Origin of the sequence: Pseudomonas sp. UBT, assembly GCF_050915955.1 — a bacterium.
Classification (GTDB): Bacteria; Pseudomonadota; Gammaproteobacteria; order Pseudomonadales; family Pseudomonadaceae; genus Aquipseudomonas; species Aquipseudomonas antarctica_A.
The window spans coordinates 4,056,192-4,073,359 of sequence record NZ_CP168079.1; the positions used below are offsets into that span (position 1 = coordinate 4,056,192).

The following is a 17,168-nucleotide window of genomic DNA, read 5'->3' on the forward strand; positions in this document are numbered from 1 at the left end:
CGTCGATTCTACCGACCAAAACCGTGAATTTACAGAGGCGCGACAGCAAATGAAGATAAAGCGACAGATTATGTCGAGCGGGCGACCGATGGTCGCACCTTGTGAGCGCATTTTATGACGTGTGTGCAGGGTTGCTCGGGCCAGTCGCCTGAGGCGCCGGTTTCTCGGGGGCTGCCACCCGTTCGAGCTGAATATTCACGCGACGGTTACGCGCTCGGTTGGCGGCATTGGTATTGGGTGCCAGGGGATAGCTTTCACCGTGGAAACGCAGAGTGACCTGCGATTCCTGGATGCCGTTGGCCTTGAAGTAGTCCATGACCGCCAGCGCACGACGGCGTGAGACGTCGCGGTTGGTCAGGCGGTTGCCGCTGTTGTCCGAATGGCCATTCAACTCGATATGGTTGACCGTCGGATCGGCTTTCATGAACGCGACAATCACCGCCAGCTTCTTCTTGGCCGTCGCATCCAGCTCAATGCCACCACCGGGGAAGCCGACTTCGGTCTGTTTGACCTGATCGTAATTCATCGGCAACAGCTTGGTGGTACACAGTTGATAGTCGTTGTAGGCCTTGTTGAATTTCACTGGCAGCAGACGAATTTCCGAGTAGCCACCTTCGCGCCCGTAATGCCGCACAGTCGGGCTGCGCCCTTCCAGCAAGCCCATGAACAATCGCCCGGCCTGGGCCTGAGAGCTATTGAACAACACGTCGCCACTGCCGGCACGCACAGCGCCGAGGTTGATATCACCGCGGCCCGGCTGCCACGGGGCAGCGGCGGCCAACAAGGTCGCCGAGCCCGCGCCGAGTGCGCCACTGTAGGCTTTCAGACGAAATGTCGCCTGCTCGCCGGCCCGGCGCACGAACTCACCCGAACCGAAATCGGTGATCGGCTGGGTCAAGCGGCACTCGAACTGGTCGCCTTCCACCTTCCACTCAATATTCTCCAGACGTGTCTGAAACGTGAGGGCCATCGCAGGCAGGCTGGCGAACACACTGAGCAGGGCTAGATAATGCTGGCGCACGGGAGGCTCCACTGGTTTCTACAACACTTCAAAGCGTCATACGTCGTTAAGGCATACCTTGGGATATCGGTAGCGTCCTGCAAAACTTGATAGCGAGTGCCTGCAAGAGTCTTTTCCGGTAGCATTCCCACCAGATTGACCCGCCTGGAATCCCCAATGTCCGACCGCCTGACCCTGCTGCGTCCCGACGACTGGCATATTCATCTTCGCGATGGTGCTGCGTTACCCCAAACCGTGGCTGATGTAGCGCGCACGTTTGGTCGCGCCATCATCATGCCTAACCTGGTACCTCCGGTGCGTAATGCCGCAGAAGCCGACGCCTATCGCCAGCGTATTCTCGCTGCACGACCGGCCGGCAGCCGCTTCGAACCGTTGATGGTGCTCTACCTGACCGACCGCACCCAGCCTGAAGAAATTCGCCAGGCCAAGGCCAGTGGCTTCGTGCACGCCGCCAAGCTGTACCCGGCGGGCGCGACCACCAACTCTGATTCCGGCGTGACCAGTATCGACAAGATTCTGCCGGCGATCGAAGCCATGGCTGAAGTCGGCATGCCGCTGCTGATCCACGGTGAAGTCACCCGTGGCGATGTGGACGTATTTGATCGCGAAAAGATCTTTATCGACGAACATATGCGCCGTGTGGTCGAGCTGTTCCCGACCCTCAAGGTGGTGTTCGAACACATCACCACTGCGGATGCCGTGCAGTTCGTCACCGAAGCTTCGGCCAATGTCGGTGCGACCATCACCGCGCATCACCTGCTCTACAACCGCAACCACATGCTGGTGGGCGGGATTCGGCCGCACTTCTATTGCCTGCCGATCCTCAAGCGCAACACCCACCAGGTGGCGTTGCTCGATGCCGCCACCAGCGGCAACCCGAAGTTCTTCCTCGGCACCGACTCCGCACCCCACGCCCAGCACGCCAAAGAAGCCGCGTGTGGCTGTGCCGGTTGCTACACCGCGTTTGCTGCGATCGAGCTGTACGCCGAAGCGTTTGAACAGCGCAATGCCCTGGACAAGCTCGAAGGTTTCGCCAGCCTCAACGGCCCGCGCTTCTATGGCCTGCCGGCGAACACCGACCGTATTACCCTGGTTCGTGAAGACTGGACCGCCCCTGCCAGCCTGCCGTTTGGCGAGCTGACTGTAATCCCGCTGCGCGCCGGTGAAACACTGCGCTGGCGCCTGCTGGAGGAAAGCAAGTGAGTGAAGACCATTACGATGACGAACACGAGCACAGTGGTGGCGGTTCCCGTCACCCGATGGCCGAGCGGTTTCGCGGTTATCTGCCGGTTGTCATCGACGTAGAAACCGGTGGTTTCAATTGCGCCACCGACGCCCTGCTGGAAATCGCCGCCACCACCATCGGCATGGACGAACAGGGTTTTGTGTTCCCGGAACACACGCACTTCTTCCGCGTCGAGCCCTTCGAAGGCGCGAATATCGAAGCGGCAGCCCTGGAGTTCACCGGGATCAAGCTCGACCACCCGCTGCGCATGGCGGTGAGTGAAGAAGCGGCGCTGACCGATATCTTCCGTGGCGTGCGCAAGGCGTTGAAGGCCAACGGCTGCAAACGCGCGATCCTGGTCGGCCACAACAGCAGTTTCGACTTGGGCTTCCTGAACGCCGCCGTGGCGCGACTGGACATGAAGCGCAACCCGTTTCACCCGTTCTCCAGCTTCGACACCGCCACCCTCGCTGGCCTGGCTTATGGCCAGACCGTGCTGGCCAAGGCCTGCCAGGCCGCCGGTATCGACTTTGACGGCCGTGAGGCCCACTCGGCGCGCTACGACACCGAGAAGACCGCCGAGCTGTTCTGCGGCATCGTCAATCGCTGGAAGCAGATGGGCGGCTGGGAAGACTTCAACGACTGAGGTCGTTTCCCGCGCATAAAAAAACCGGCCTTCTCAGGCCGGTTTTTTTTGCGTCGAACGTGGCTTACAGCTTGCCAGCGTTCTCGGTCAGGTAAGCCGCAACGCCTTCTGGCGAAGCGTTCATGCCTTTGTCGCCTTTTTTCCAGTTGGCAGGGCACACTTCGCCGTGCTCTTCGTGGAATTGCAGCGCGTCGACCAGACGGATCAGCTCTTCCATGTTACGGCCCAGCGGCAGGTCGTTGATGATCTGCGAGCGCACAACGCCCTTGTCGTCGATCAGGAACGCGCCACGGAACGCCACGCCGCCTTCGGACTCAACGTCGTAAGCCTTGGCGATGTCGTGCTTCATGTCGGCAGCCATGGTGTATTTGACTTTGCCGATGCCGCCATCATTGATGGCAGTGTTGCGCCAGGCGTTGTGGGTGAAATGGGAGTCGATGGAAACGGCTACCACTTCAACGTTGCGCGCCTTGAAATCGTCCATGCGGTGGTCCAGAGCGATCAGCTCCGAAGGGCAGACGAAGGTGAAGTCCAGCGGGTAGAAGAACACCAGGCCGTATTTGCCTTTGATGGCTTCAGACAGTTTGAAGCTGTCAACGATTTCGCCATTGCCGAGGACGGCAGGTACGTCGAAATCCGGGGCTTGTTTGCCGACGAGTACGCTCATTGGATATCTCCTGATGCAAGGGTGACGATTGAAGTAAAAGGACCGCTTCCAAGTCTGCCGTTTATAAGCGACAGCCCTGTGACGCAGTCACGCTTCGTAAAGACCGACCATCATACACTGAAAAAACCGTTCGTCAGCGCGACGGCGCTGAGGCCGGAAAGACCTGCGAATCTACTTTGACAATCATTCTCGTTAACATTAAGATCCATCGCACTTAAGCCTTAAACCCGCGATGGTTCTCCCTTATGTATGTCTGCCTCTGCACTGGCGTCACCGACGGACAAATCCGCGAAGCAATCTACGAAGGTTGCTGCAGCTACAAGGAAGTACGTGAAACCACCGGCGTTGCCAGCCAGTGTGGCAAATGCGCTTGCCTCGCCAAGCAAGTGGTACGGGAGACCCTGACGCAATTGCAAACAGCCCAGACCGCGCTCCCCTATTCAGCAGAATTTACACACGCTTAAATCAGCGCGTTTTAAAGAACCGGACCTGGTGTCCGGTTTTTTTATGCCTGCAATTCAATTAGTTAGCGCCAAGACGCGGAACACAAACATTCTTATTCAGATTAATTTTCATTTATTATTCAATAACTTAGGTTTGACACTAAGGGGTTCGCCGCTCAAACTCCGGCTTATACACAGCTATTACAGGGCAGGACCCCAGTCATGAAAGGCGACATCTCAGTCATCCAGCAACTCAACAAAATCCTTGCCAATGAACTGGTCGCGATCAATCAGTATTTTCTGCATGCGCGCATGTATGACGATTGGGGCCTGGAAAAGCTGGGCAAGCGTGAATACAAAGAGTCCATCAAGGCAATGAAGGACGCGGACGCGCTGATCAAGCGCATCCTGTTCCTGGAAGGTCTGCCGAACGTGCAGGACCTGGGCAAGCTGAACATCGGCGAACACACCCAGGAAATGATCATCAGCGACCTGAAGTTCGAACAGAAGAGCCACAGCGACCTCAAGGCCGCCATCGCTCATTGCGAAATCAAGGCCGACTTCGGCAGCCGTGAACTGCTGGAAGATATTCTTGAAGACCAGGAAGAACATATCGACTGGCTGGAAACCCAAGAGGGCCTGATCGTCAAAGTCAGCCTGGAAAACTACCTGCAATCGCAGATGGGTGAATAACCCACGGCGCGCAGGTACAAAAAAGCCCCGCTCTCTTACGAGAAGCGGGGCTTTTTATTGCAGTGCTTTTTACAAAAGCATCACGCTTCTGTCTTGGCTGCTGCTTTTTCCGCGGCATCTTTGACCAGCGCTTGCAGCGAACCGTCAGCCGCCATCTCAACGATGATGTCGCTGCCGCCGACCAGCTCACCGGCTACCCACAGTTGTGGGAAGGTAGGCCAGTTGGCGTACTTCGGCAGGTTGGCGCGGATTTCCGGGTTTTGCAGGATATCCACGTAAGCGAATTTCTCGCCACACGCCATGATGGCCTGGGACGCCTTCGCGGAGAAACCGCACTGAGGAGCGTTCGGGGCGCCCTTCATGTAAAGCAGAATGGTGTTGTTGGCAATCTGCTCTTTGATCGTTTCGATGATATCCATGGAACACCTCTGCAGGAACTTCGCGACTCACAGGTCGGCACGGTGGCGCATTGTAACGCAAAATTCCAGCGCGGTGCTCGGGCCTTATGCGGCTGCCACCTGCACCGGCACACCGTTCAGCGCGGCGTTTCCAGACAATTCGTCCAACTGCCGCTCGTCAGTCAAGTCATTCGCACTCGCCCCCGGCTGCCCACTGGCGATGGTCATCTGCACGCCCGGGCGACCGTGACCCCAACCATGGGGCAGGCTGACCACGCCGGGCATCATGTCCAGGCTGGCCAGCACTTCCACTTCGATCATGCCAATGCGCGAGCTGACACGCACGCGCTGACCATCGCTCAATTGCCGACTGGCCAAGTCATCCGGGTGCATATGCAGTTGATGGCGCGGCTTGCCCTTCACCAGTCGGTGATAGTTATGCATCCACGAGTTATTGCTGCGCACATGGCGACGGCCGATCAGCAGAAGCTCATTTGCCACCGGCTCAGGTTGCGCCGTGAAACGCGCCAGGTCAGCGAGGATGACTGCCGGTGCCGCCTGCACCTGGCCGTTAGGGGTTTTCAAGCGTGCGGCGAGGTTGGGCGTGAGCGGCCCCAAGTCCACGCCATGGGGATGATCCGCCAGCATCGCCACCGACAGTTGGTGGCTGGATGCATCACCGTACGTTCCCGCGCGCAGCCCGAAGTCGATCATCTGCGCAGGCGCCATGGTCGGTTTGAGCGCGACGCCGGTCTGCGCCGCGAAGGCCTTGGCCAAGCCGACAAAGATCTCCCAATCGTGCAACGCGCCCGCAGGCTTGGGCAGAATCGCGCGATTGAAACGGGTGACGTTGCGCACGGCGAACATATTGAACGTGGTGTCGTAGTGATCGTTTTCCAACGCCGAGGTGGACGGCAAAATCAGGTCGGCGTAACGGGTTGTCTCGTTGATATAGAGGTCGATGCTGAGCATGAACTCCAGCCCATCCAAGGCTTGTTCAAGTTGGCGGCCATTCGGCGTCGACAGCACCGGGTTGCCGGCGACCGTCACCAGGGCGCGGATTTGCCCTTCACCTTCGGTGAGCATTTCTTCAGCCAACGCCGACACCGGCAACTCCCCACCGTATTCGGGGCGCCCGGACACCCGACTCTGCCAGCGATTGAAATGCCCACCGCCAGTCGAGGCGACCAAATCCACCGCCGGCGTGGTGCACAAGGCGCCACCGACGCGGTCAAGGTTGCCGGTCACCAGATTGATCAACTGCACCAGCCAATGGCACAGCGTGCCAAATGCCTGGGTCGAAACCCCCATGCGCCCATAACACACCGCCTTGTCCGCTGCCGCGAAGTCCCGTGCCAGCTGGCGGATCTGCTCGGCAGGCACCGCACACTGGCGGCTCATGGCGTCGGCGGTAAACCCGGCAATCGCGTTGCGCACGTCGTCGAGACCTTCAACCGGCAAATGGCTGTCACGGGTCAGGTTTTCGCTAAACAAGGTGTTGAGCAACCCGAACAACAGCGCCGCGTCGCCACCTGGCCGCACGAACACATGCTGATCGGCAATCGCCGCTGTTTCACTGCGCCGAGGGTCAACCACCACCACCTTGCCGCCCCGCGCCTGGATGGCCTTGAGGCGCTTCTCCACATCGGGCACGGTCATGATGCTGCCGTTGGACGCCAGCGGGTTACCCCCCAGGATCAGCATGAAGTCGGTGTGGTCGATATCCGGGATCGGCAGCAACAGGCCATGGCCGTACATCAGGTGGCTGGTGAGGTGATGGGGCAACTGGTCCACCGAGGTCGCAGAAAACCGGTTGCGTGTCTTGAGCTGACCGAGGAAGTAGTTGCTGTGGGTCATCAACCCATAGTTGTGCACGCTGGGGTTGCCCTGATACACCGCCACCGCATTCTGCCCATGCCTGGCCTGGATGCCTGCCAATCGTTCGGCCACCAACGCAAACGCGTCATCCCAGGGGATCGGCTGCCATTCGCTGCCCACGCGCAACATCGGTTGGTGCAGGCGGTCCGGGTCGTTCTGGATGTCCTGCAGCGCCACGGCCTTGGGGCAGATGTGCCCGCGGCTGAACGTATCCAGCGGGTCGCCTTTGATCGACGTAATCGCCAGGCTGCCGTCCTCGGCCTGGGTCGTTTCCAGGGTCAGGCCGCAGATGGCTTCACACAGATGGCAGGCACGGTGGTGGAGAGTCTTGGTCATGGCCAGTCTCTTTTATTGGGCTTTGGCCCAACTATGGGCCGTCACCTGCGTGGGCACCAGCAACGTTCGTCCTGTGAATCGGCAAGCATCAGGCCAGGACATGGCCAAGCATGTGCAAATGTTTCAGAACCTTACACACCGTTGCTGAAACCGACACAACCCGCTCTGGGCCCGCCCTCACACATTGCAAAAGGTCTCGGCGCCAGTGTACAAATGGGCTGCTGCTGTCAGGAATCAGTCTTCAAAAGCGCTCGCGCGCCCTTCTTGAACACCCTTAAAAACCGTAGCCCTATTGGTAAGACGCGACATTTAATTATAAGATCGCGCCTTCCCCTATTTCGTCGCCCCGTGCGGCTTTCGCCGCAGGTCTCGCCCGTTGTAACAATAAACAAGGCTTTGAGTATCTGCGGTCTGTTGCAAAAAGGTAGTTAATGATGAGCGCAAGGCACTTTCTCTCCCTGATGGATTGCACGCCCGAAGAGCTGGTCAGCGTGATCCGTCGAGGCATTGAGCTTAAAGACCTGCGTAACCGCGGCGTACTGTTCGAGCCTTTGAAAAACCGTGTGCTCGGGATGATTTTCGAGAAGTCGTCGACCCGCACCCGCGTGTCGTTCGAAGCCGGCATGATCCAGCTGGGTGGCCAAGCCATCTTCCTGTCCTCGCGCGACACCCAACTGGGCCGTGGCGAGCCGATCGCCGACAGCGCCCGGGTCATGTCGCGCATGCTCGATGCGGTGATGATCCGTACCTTTGCCCACAGCACCGTGACCGAATTTTCCGCCAACTCCCGGGTACCGGTGATCAACGGCCTGTCCGATGACCTGCACCCCTGCCAGTTGCTGGCCGACATGCAAACCTTCCTGGAGCACCGTGGTTCGATCCAGGGCAAGACCGTGGCCTGGATCGGTGACGGCAACAACATGTGCAACAGTTATATAGAAGCGGCGATCCAGTTCGACTTCCAACTGCGCGTCGCGTGCCCGGAAGGCTACGAGCCTGACGCGCGTTTCCTGGAACAGGCCGGTGATCGGGTCACCGTGGTGCGCGACCCGCGTGACGCGGTGATCGGCGCACACCTGGTGAGCACCGACGTCTGGACCTCCATGGGCCAGGAAGAAGAGACCGCCAAGCGCCTGGCGCTGTTCGCGCCGTTCCAGGTAACCCGCGCGCTGCTCGACCTGGCCGCGCCGGACGTGCTGTTCATGCACTGCCTGCCCGCTCACCGTGGCGAAGAAATCAGCCTCGACCTGCTCGACGATGAGCGTTCGGTGGCCTGGGACCAGGCGGAAAACCGTCTGCACGCACAAAAGGCACTGCTTGAATTCCTCGTCCCGCCGTCGTACCACCACGCATGAGCCAGCCATTACTGCTGAACCTGCGCAATCTGGCGTGCGGCTATCAAGATCAACGGGTGGTGCAGAACCTCAACCTGCACCTCAACGCCGGCGACATCGGCTGCCTGCTAGGCTCTTCGGGCTGCGGCAAAACCACGACCTTGCGCGCGATTGCAGGGTTTGAGCCCGTGCACGAAGGTGAAATCAGCCTGGCCGGCGAAGTGATTTCCAGCGCGGGGTTCACCTTGGCACCGGAGAAACGCCGGATCGGCATGGTGTTCCAGGACTACGCGCTGTTTCCGCACTTGAGCGTGGCCGACAACATCGTCTTCGGCATTCGCAAACACCCGCAAAAAGACCGCGTGGTCGCCGAGCTGCTGGAACTGGTCAACCTGAAAAACCTCGGCAAGCGTTTCCCTCACGAGCTTTCCGGCGGCCAGCAGCAACGCGTCGCCCTCGCCCGCGCCCTGGCGCCGGAGCCGCAACTGTTGCTGTTGGATGAGCCGTTCTCCAACCTTGATGGCGAGCTGCGGCGCAAGCTCAGCCATGAGGTGCGCGACATTCTCAAGGCACGCGGCACCAGCGCGATTCTGGTCACCCATGATCAGGAAGAAGCCTTCGCCGTGAGCGACCATGTGGGGGTTTTCAAGGAGGGCCGTCTTGAGCAGTGGGACACGCCCTACAACCTCTATCACGAACCACAGACACCTTACGTCGCGAGCTTTATCGGCCAGGGCTATTTCATCCGCGGTCAATTGAGCTCACCGGAATCGGTCAGCACCGAACTGGGTGACCTGCGCGGTAATCGCGCCTACACCTGGCCAACGGGTGGCGCGGTGGATGTGTTGCTGCGCCCGGATGACATCGTCTACGCACCGGACAGTGCGTTGAAAGCGCGGATCGTCGGCAAGACCTTCCTCGGCGCCTCGACCCTGTACCGCCTGCAACTGCCCACGGGCGCTCAGTTGGAGTCGATTTTCCCCAGCCATGCGGATCATCAAGTCGGTGCGCAGGTAGGGATTCGAGTGGCCGCTGAACACCTGGTGTTGTTCCAGGCGTCAGGCAGCGTGGCGGCGCAGATTCCTCAAGCCGAATCCGGCGTTCGCCGCTACAGCCCCGCCAACTGATAGCTGACGAAACCGACTCAAAATGTGGGAGCTGGCTTGCCTGCGATAGCATCCCCTCGGTTTACCTTAAAGACCGAGGCGCTTGCATCGCGGGCAAGCCCGACTCCCACATTGGATCTCACTCACTTCAAGATCTATGTCAGGCCCGGCCAATCGGCGCAAATTTGGCCTGGGTATGCTCAGCCAACACCGCCGCTGGCAGTTCAACTTCCAAGCCCCGCCTCCCTGCACTCACAAAAATCGTCGCGAACGGCTGCGCCGTCACATCGATAAACGTACGCAAACGCTTTTTCTGCCCCAACGGGCTGATGCCGCCCAACAGGTAGCCGGTGGAACGTTGCGCCGCCGCCGGGTCGGCCATCTCGACTTTTTTTACCCCGGCCGCATGGGCCAGCGCTTTTAAATCCAGACTTCCGACGACCGGCACCACCGCCACCAACAATTCACCTTTCTCACTGCTGGCCAGCAAGGTCTTGAACACCTGCGCCGGATCGAGCCCCAACTTTTCCGCGGCCTCCAAGCCATAAGACGCGGCCTTGGGGTCATGTTCATAACTGTGAATATGATGTTCGGCGCGAACTTTTTTCAACAAGTCGAGTGCGGGGGTCATGGCTACTCCGGGCGCGGCAAAAAGACGCTCAATTCTAGGCCAAGCCCATGCAAAACGCTCTAGTGCGCGCCTCCTGAAATGAGTGCTGGAGTGGACAAGCATGATCATTCACCAGACCAATAGTTCAAAAATGACCAATGGTTCACTTTCGACCTTTGACAGCGGTCATTCTTGTCTATATTTTTTCGTTTCCGAATACTGTAGGAATAGTCCCACAGCGTTCCAGTAGTAAGCCGTAGTCAGGATGGGGATCCCGGTTACGGTGAAAATTGCGCAACGGCCCGTTGAGGTTGTGCGCCCAACAAGAACAACAATCGAGGTTTGCCATGACAACTGCACTTCAACAGCCTTCACTTTCGAGCCAATGCATGGCCGAATTCCTGGGGACTGCGCTTCTGATCTTCTTCGGTACAGGATGTGTCGCTGCGCTCAAGGTCGCGGGTGCCAGCTTTGGGTTGTGGGAAATCAGTATCATCTGGGGGGTCGGCGTGAGCATGGCGATCTACCTGAGTGCCGGTATTTCCGGGGCTCACCTCAATCCGGCGGTCAGTATCGCCCTGTGCATTTTTGCCGATTTCGAAAAGCGCAAACTGCCCTTCTACATCCTTGCCCAGATCGCCGGCGCCTTCTGTTCCGCCGCGCTGGTCTACACGCTCTACAGCAATCTATTTTTCGATTACGAACAAACCCATCATATGGTTCGTGGCTCCCAGGCCAGCCTGGAATTGGCGTCGGTGTTCTCCACCTACCCGCATGCGCTGCTGAGCACGGCCCAGGCCTTCCTGGTTGAAATGGTCATCACCGCGATCCTGATGGGCGTGATCATGGCCCTTACCGACGATAACAATGGCCTGCCACGTGGCCCGCTGGCCCCGCTGCTGATCGGCCTGCTGATCGCCGTGATTGGCAGCGCCATGGGCCCGTTGACCGGCTTTGCGATGAACCCGGCACGGGATTTCGGGCCCAAGCTGATGACCTTTTTCGCCGGCTGGGGTGAAATAGCCTTTACTGGCGGTCGTGATATTCCTTACTTCCTGGTACCGATTTTCGCGCCGATTGTCGGCGCATGCCTCGGTGCTGCGGCCTATCGCGGGCTGATTGCCCGTCATCTGCCAAGCGCCGCACCTGCTATAGCTGAAGCAACAACTGACACGGCAGTCAACGGCAAGACGCGTATTTCCTGATACCGCCAGCCTGGTCCCACTGCCCTTTTGCGGCCCAGGCTGATTACTCACTTCCTTATTTCCGTCCAAGGCAATCGACATGACCGACATTCAGAATAAGAACTACATCATTGCCCTTGATCAGGGCACCACCAGTTCGCGGGCGATCATCTTTGATCGCGATGCCAACGTGGTCTGCACCGCCCAGCGTGAATTCGCTCAGCATTACCCGCAAGCCGGCTGGGTCGAACATGACCCGATGGAAATCTTCGCCACCCAAAGCGCAGTGATGGTCGAGGCCCTGGCACAAGCCGGCCTGCACCATGACCAGGTCGCTGCCATCGGTATCACCAACCAGCGTGAAACCACCGTGGTGTGGGACAAGATCACCGGTCGCCCGATCTACAACGCAATTGTCTGGCAGTGCCGCCGCAGTACCGAGATCTGCCAGCAGCTCAAGCGCGATGGCCACGAGCAATACATCAGCGACACCACCGGCCTGGTCACCGACCCGTACTTCTCCGGCACCAAGCTCAAGTGGATCCTCGACAACGTCGAAGGCAGCCGCGAGCGTGCGCGCAACGGCGAACTGCTGTTCGGCACCATCGACAGCTGGCTGATCTGGAAATTTACCGGCGGCAAAACCCACGTCACCGACTACACCAACGCCTCGCGCACCATGCTCTTCAACATCCACACCCTGGAGTGGGATGCGAAGATGCTGGAGATTCTCGACGTACCGCGCGAAATGCTGCCGGAAGTTAAGTCGTCTTCGGAAATCTACGGCCGCACCAAAAGCGGCATCGCTATCGGCGGCATCGCGGGCGACCAACAGGCCGCACTGTTCGGCCAGATGTGCGTGGAAGCCGGCCAGGCCAAGAACACCTATGGCACCGGCTGCTTCCTGCTGATGAACACCGGTGACAAAGCGGTCAAATCGAAACACGGCATGCTTACCACCATCGCCTGCGGCCCACGCGGCGAAGTGGCTTACGCCCTCGAAGGCGCCGTGTTCAATGGTGGCTCCACTGTGCAATGGCTGCGTGACGAGCTGAAGATCATCGCGGATGCCACCGACACCGAATACTTTGCTGGCAAGGTCAAGGACAGCAACGGTGTGTACCTGGTGCCGGCCTTTACCGGTCTGGGCGCTCCGTACTGGGACCCGTATGCCCGTGGCGCACTGTTTGGCCTGACCCGTGGCGTACGCGTGGATCACATCATTCGCGCCGCCCTGGAGTCGATTGCCTACCAGACCCGTGACGTGTTGGACGCCATGCAACAGGACTCGGGCGAACGCCTCAAAGCCCTGCGCGTGGATGGCGGCGCGGTGGCCAACAACTTCCTGATGCAGTTCCAGGCCGATATCCTGGGTACCCAGGTTGAGCGCCCGCAAATGCGCGAAACCACTGCACTCGGCGCCGCTTACCTGGCAGGCCTGGCCTGTGGCTTCTGGGGCAGCCTGGACGAGTTGCGCGGCAAGGCCGTGATCGAACGCGAATTCGAGCCGACGCTCGATGAAGCCGCCAAAGAAAAACTCTACGCCGGCTGGCAAAAAGCGGTCAGCCGCACCCGCGACTGGGAACCGCACGAAGGCGCTGAATAAGCCAACCGCCGGACCCATATAGGGTTGTAACTGGCGGGGAGCCGCTTGCTGCGTCATCATGGGCCACTTTTGTATGGCAGCCCAAAGGACGCCCCATGAATCTGCCTCCCCGCCAACAACAAATCCTCGAACTGGTCCGCGAACGCGGTTACGTCAGTATCGAGGAGATGGCGCAGCTATTCGTTGTCACCCCGCAAACCATCCGCCGCGATATCAACCAGCTGGCGGACGCCAATCTGCTGCGCCGCTACCACGGCGGCGCGGCCTATGACTCCAGTGTCGAGAACACCGCGTACGCCATGCGTGCCGACCAGATGCGCGATGAGAAACAACGCATCGGCGAAGCCATTGCGGCGCAAATCCCGGACCACGCCTCGCTGTTCATCAATATCGGCACCACGACCGAATCGATCGCGCGTGCGCTGCTCAATCACAACCACCTGAAAATCATCACCAACAACCTCAACGTCGCCACCATGCTCAGTGCCAAGGACGATTTCGATGTGCTGTTGACCGGCGGTAATGTGCGCCGTGATGGCGGTGTGGTCGGTCAGGCGAGTGTCGACTTCATCAACCAGTTCAAGGTCGACTTTGCCTTGGTAGGCATCAGCGGCATTGATGAAGACGGCAGCCTGCTCGACTTTGATTATCAGGAAGTGCGGGTTTCACAGGCGATTATTGCCAATGCGCGCCAGGTGATCCTGGCGGCGGACTCCAGTAAATTCGGGCGCAATGCCATGATTCGCTTGGGCCCGATCAGTTTGGTCGACTGTTTGGTGACGGATCAGCAGCCGGTGCCGGCGCTGGTGCAGTTGTTGAACCAGCATAAGGTTCGGCTGGAAGTGGTCTAACCCTTCAATATCGCTGGCGCCTGTACCGCCGCCATCGCGGGCAAGCCCGGCTCCCACAATTGATTGCATTCCAAATGTGGGAGCCGGGCTTGCCCGCGATGGTGATGGAACGGGCACTCCACGCCTTTCATGTTCACAAATTTTCTTTTCTCGCCCCTTCGATGAGTTTTTTCAATCGAAGTAGGGTGGCTGTGCGCGCGTTTATCAGCTACCATTTTCGGAAATGAACATTAATGTTCGAATTCCAAGACGAATAAATCGCGAGGCCAGCCGATGAACCCTTCCACCTTGCCTGCTCCACCGCTTGCCGAAGTCTATGACGTTGCCGTAATCGGTGGCGGGATCAATGGCGTCGGCATTGCAGCAGACGCAGCCGGTCGCGGTTTGTCGGTATTCCTTTGCGAAAAGGACGACTTGGCGAGCCACACCTCTTCCGCCAGCAGCAAGCTGATCCACGGCGGCCTGCGTTATCTCGAACATTACGAATTCCGCCTGGTGCGCGAAGCCCTGGCAGAACGTGAAGTGCTGCTGGCCAAAGCGCCACACATCGTCAAGCAGATGCGCTTCGTGCTGCCGCACCGCCCGCACTTGCGTCCAGCGTGGATGATCCGTGCCGGCCTGTTCCTGTATGACCACTTGGGCAAGCGCGAAAAACTCGCCGGTTCCAAAAGCCTCAAGTTCGGCCCCGACAGCCCGCTGAAAAGCGAGATCACCAAAGGCTTCGAATACTCCGACTGCTGGGTCGACGACGCCCGCTTGGTAGTCCTCAATGCCATGGCCGCCCGCGAAAAAGGCGCGCATATCCACACCCAGACTCGTTGCGTCAGCGCACACCGCAGCAACGGCATGTGGGAAATGAACATGGAACGCGCCGATGGCAGCCTGTTCTCGATCCGCGCTCGCGCGCTGGTGAACGCCGCCGGCCCATGGGTTGCCAAATTCATCAAGGAAGACCTGAAGCTGGATTCGCCTTACGGCATCCGCCTGATCCAGGGCAGCCACCTGATCGTGCCGAAGCTGTACGAAGGCGCCCACGCGCACATCCTGCAGAACGAAGACCAGCGCATCGTCTTCACCATTCCGTACCTGAACCACCTGACCATCATCGGCACCACCGACCGTGAATACACCGGTGACCCGGCGAAAGTAGCGATCACTGAAGGTGAAACCGACTACATGCTCAACGTGGTGAATGCCCACTTCAAGAAGCAGCTCAGCCGCGACGACATCGTCCACACCTACTCCGGCGTGCGCCCACTGTGCAACGACGAGTCGGATAACCCGTCGGCCATCACCCGCGACTACACGCTGTCGCTGTCTGGCGGCACGGGCGAAGCACCGATTTTGTCGGTGTTCGGCGGCAAGCTCACCACCTACCGCAAACTCGCCGAGTCGGCGATGGCACAACTGGCGCCTTACTTCACGCAGATGCGCCCAAGCTGGACGGCCACCGCCAGCCTGCCTGGCGGCGAAAACATGACCACGCCAGAAGCCCTGGCCGAGGCTATCCGCGCCAAGTTCGACTGGGTGCCAAACGAGATCGCGCGCCGCTGGGCCACCACCTATGGCAGCCGCACCTGGCGCCTGCTGGAAGGCGTGCAATCCTTGGCTGACCTGGGCGACCACCTTGGTGGCGGCCTGTACACCCGCGAAGTCGATTACCTGTGTGCTGAAGAATGGGCGACTCAACCTCAGGACGTCCTGTGGCGCCGTACCAAGCTTGGCCTGTTCACCACTGCGCAAGAACAGGAAAACGTACAGCGTTACCTGTCGAAGGTTGAGCAGAACCGCACGAAGATTGAAGCGGCCTGATCAGCAAGTCGTTAAAAAGCCCCTGCGCCGTATGGCCCAGGGGCTTTTTTATGCCCGCAATGGCATTCGGTTTTCCGAACAGCACACCCCGCACCATTCGGTTTGCCGGACCTTATAGTTACGAATTACTAGTAACACAAAGTTAATCTCCTTATAAATCAATCAGATAACCTTTTGTTTCAGGTATGGCACGACTCATGCTCTACACTCCCTGACGATTGCCTGAGACGCTTCAGGAGCCGTTACGGGCATTCGCTGTACAAGAGAGCCGTTTAGCCGGCTTCATAAAAAAAACAAATGTCGAGGAAGTATTGATGCGCATCGTTCCCCATATCCTGGGCGCAGCTATCGCTGCTGCTCTGATCAGCACTCCAGTTTTCGCCGCCGAACTCACCGGCACACTGAAGAAAATCAACGACTCCGGCACCATCACTCTCGCTCACCGCGACAGCTCCATTCCGTTCTCCTACATCGCAGATGGTTCGGGCAAACCAGTGGGCTACTCCCACGACATTCAGTTGGCTATCGTCGAACAACTGAAAAAAGACCTGAACAAACCCGATCTGAAAACCAAGTACAACCTGGTGACCTCGCAAACCCGTATCCCGTTGATCCAGAACGGCACTGCGGACGTTGAGTGCGGCTCTACCACCAACAACGCCGAACGCGCCCAGCAGGTCGACTTCACCGTCAACATCTTCGAAATCGGCACCCGTCTGCTGGTCAAGAAAGACAAGGACGGCAAGCCGTCCTACGCTGACTTTGCCGACCTCAAAGGCAAAAACGTCGTGACCACCGCCGGCACCACGTCCGAGCGCATCATCAAAGCGATGAACGCCGACAAGCAGATGGGCATGAACGTCATCTCCGCCAAAGACCACGGCGAATCCTTCCAGATGCTGGAAAGCGGCCGCGCCGTAGCCTTCATGATGGACGACGCCCTGCTGGCCGGTGAAGAAGCCAAGGCCAAGAAGCCGGACGACTGGGTCATCACCGGTACGCCACAGTCCTTTGAAGCCTACGCTTGCATGGTGCGTAAAGACGACCCGGCCTTCAAGAAAGCCGTGGATGACGCGATTGTCGCCCTGTACAAATCCGGCGAAATCAACAAGATCTACAGCAAGTGGTTCGAAAGCCCGATCCCACCTAAAGGCCTGAACCTGAACTTCCCGATGAGTGAGAAGGTTAAGGAGCTGATCGCTAACCCAAGCGACAAACCAGCGCCTGACGTAAAAATCTGATTTCTGACTAACCTTATCTCCTGAGGGAGCCAACCCTCCCTCAGGCGTCTGTTACTACCTGCTGGCTTTAATTTGGAACACTCGACCTGGCGGTTTTCGAGCCGATCGCGTGTGCCT

General features: G+C 58.9%; 16 protein-coding genes. 11 read left to right on the forward strand and 5 right to left on the reverse strand.

Annotation, left to right across the window (positions count from 1 at the left end; genetic code table 11):
• Window positions 1–112: 112 nt before the first annotated feature.
• A complete protein-coding gene (locus ACDZ94_RS18770) occupies window positions 113–1,021 on the reverse strand; it encodes a flagellar protein MotY (RefSeq protein ID WP_221294047.1) in 909 nt (302 codons plus the stop codon).
• 156 nt (window positions 1,022–1,177) lie between these two features.
• Between ACDZ94_RS18770 and pyrC the strand changes: the two genes are divergently transcribed.
• Entirely contained in the window at window positions 1,178–2,224 is a 1,047-nt protein-coding gene (pyrC, locus tag ACDZ94_RS18775) for a dihydroorotase (RefSeq protein ID WP_027604589.1), read from the forward strand.
• Entirely contained in the window at window positions 2,221–2,892 is a 672-nt protein-coding gene (gene rnt / locus ACDZ94_RS18780; RefSeq protein WP_010564138.1) for a ribonuclease T, read from the forward strand. Before pyrC ends, rnt begins: the two co-directional genes overlap by 4 nt.
• Before the next feature lie 64 nt (window positions 2,893–2,956).
• Here rnt and ACDZ94_RS18785 read toward each other — a convergent pair whose 3' ends face one another.
• Window positions 2,957–3,559 carry a peroxiredoxin gene (locus tag ACDZ94_RS18785; protein WP_003172097.1) on the reverse strand — a complete coding sequence of 201 codons (603 nt, stop codon included), beginning with the start codon at window positions 3,557–3,559 and terminating at the stop codon, window positions 2,957–2,959.
• A gap of 245 nt (window positions 3,560–3,804) precedes the next feature.
• Between ACDZ94_RS18785 and ACDZ94_RS18790 the strand changes: the two genes are divergently transcribed.
• On the forward strand, window positions 3,805–4,023 hold the full coding sequence (locus tag ACDZ94_RS18790) for a bacterioferritin-associated ferredoxin (protein ID WP_123714789.1): 219 nt from the start codon (window positions 3,805–3,807) through the stop codon (window positions 4,021–4,023).
• Window positions 4,024–4,224: 201 nt separating this feature from the next.
• Complete coding sequence (gene bfr / locus ACDZ94_RS18795; RefSeq protein ID WP_064450931.1) at window positions 4,225–4,695, forward strand: bacterioferritin; 471 nt, start codon at window positions 4,225–4,227, stop codon at window positions 4,693–4,695.
• Window positions 4,696–4,775: 80 nt separating this feature from the next.
• On the opposite strand, the gene grxD is transcribed toward bfr, so the two are convergent.
• Both grxD and ACDZ94_RS18805 read right to left on the reverse strand, forming a co-directional pair.
• Window positions 4,776–5,114 (reverse strand): Grx4 family monothiol glutaredoxin, encoded by a 339-nt coding sequence (gene grxD, locus ACDZ94_RS18800; protein WP_064450930.1) that lies wholly within the window; start codon window positions 5,112–5,114, stop codon window positions 4,776–4,778.
• Between the two features lie 84 nt (window positions 5,115–5,198).
• Window positions 5,199–7,307, reverse strand: a complete 2,109-nt coding sequence (locus ACDZ94_RS18805; RefSeq protein WP_432750582.1) for a molybdopterin oxidoreductase family protein — start codon at window positions 7,305–7,307, stop codon at window positions 5,199–5,201.
• Between the two features lie 434 nt (window positions 7,308–7,741).
• On the opposite strand from ACDZ94_RS18805, the gene argF reads away from it, so the two are divergent.
• Window positions 7,742–8,662: an ornithine carbamoyltransferase gene (gene argF / locus ACDZ94_RS18810; RefSeq protein WP_064450928.1), complete on the forward strand. Its 921-nt coding sequence runs from the start codon at window positions 7,742–7,744 to the stop codon at window positions 8,660–8,662.
• Complete coding sequence (locus ACDZ94_RS18815; protein WP_064450927.1) at window positions 8,659–9,768, forward strand: ABC transporter ATP-binding protein; 1,110 nt, start codon at window positions 8,659–8,661, stop codon at window positions 9,766–9,768. Before argF ends, ACDZ94_RS18815 begins: the two co-directional genes overlap by 4 nt.
• Window positions 9,769–9,907: 139 nt before the next feature.
• Here ACDZ94_RS18815 and ybaK read toward each other — a convergent pair whose 3' ends face one another.
• Window positions 9,908–10,378, reverse strand: coding sequence for a Cys-tRNA(Pro) deacylase (gene ybaK, locus ACDZ94_RS18820; RefSeq protein WP_221296049.1), 471 nt, complete (start codon window positions 10,376–10,378; stop codon window positions 9,908–9,910).
• A 326-nt stretch (window positions 10,379–10,704) separates the two neighbouring features.
• On the opposite strand from ybaK, the gene ACDZ94_RS18825 reads away from it, so the two are divergent.
• The 5 genes from ACDZ94_RS18825 to ACDZ94_RS18845 all read left to right on the forward strand — a co-directional run bounded on the left by ACDZ94_RS18825 (window position 10,705) and on the right by ACDZ94_RS18845 (window position 17,051).
• Entirely contained in the window at window positions 10,705–11,562 is an 858-nt protein-coding gene (locus ACDZ94_RS18825) for an MIP/aquaporin family protein (RefSeq protein ID WP_064450925.1), read from the forward strand.
• Between the two features lie 79 nt (window positions 11,563–11,641).
• The gene (gene glpK, locus ACDZ94_RS18830) at window positions 11,642–13,147 is read left to right on the forward strand and encodes a glycerol kinase GlpK (protein ID WP_064450924.1); all 1,506 of its coding nucleotides are present in this window, start codon (window positions 11,642–11,644) and stop codon (window positions 13,145–13,147) included.
• A 95-nt stretch (window positions 13,148–13,242) separates the two neighbouring features.
• Window positions 13,243–13,998 carry a DeoR/GlpR family transcriptional regulator gene (locus ACDZ94_RS18835; RefSeq protein ID WP_010212755.1) on the forward strand — a complete coding sequence of 252 codons (756 nt, stop codon included), beginning with the start codon at window positions 13,243–13,245 and terminating at the stop codon, window positions 13,996–13,998.
• A 273-nt stretch (window positions 13,999–14,271) separates the two neighbouring features.
• Entirely contained in the window at window positions 14,272–15,810 is a 1,539-nt protein-coding gene (gene glpD / locus ACDZ94_RS18840) for a glycerol-3-phosphate dehydrogenase (protein WP_064450923.1), read from the forward strand.
• 314 nt (window positions 15,811–16,124) lie between these two features.
• Window positions 16,125–17,051, forward strand: coding sequence for a glutamate/aspartate ABC transporter substrate-binding protein (locus tag ACDZ94_RS18845; RefSeq protein WP_053254639.1), 927 nt, complete (start codon window positions 16,125–16,127; stop codon window positions 17,049–17,051).
• The last annotated feature ends 117 nt before the right edge of the window (window positions 17,052–17,168 follow it).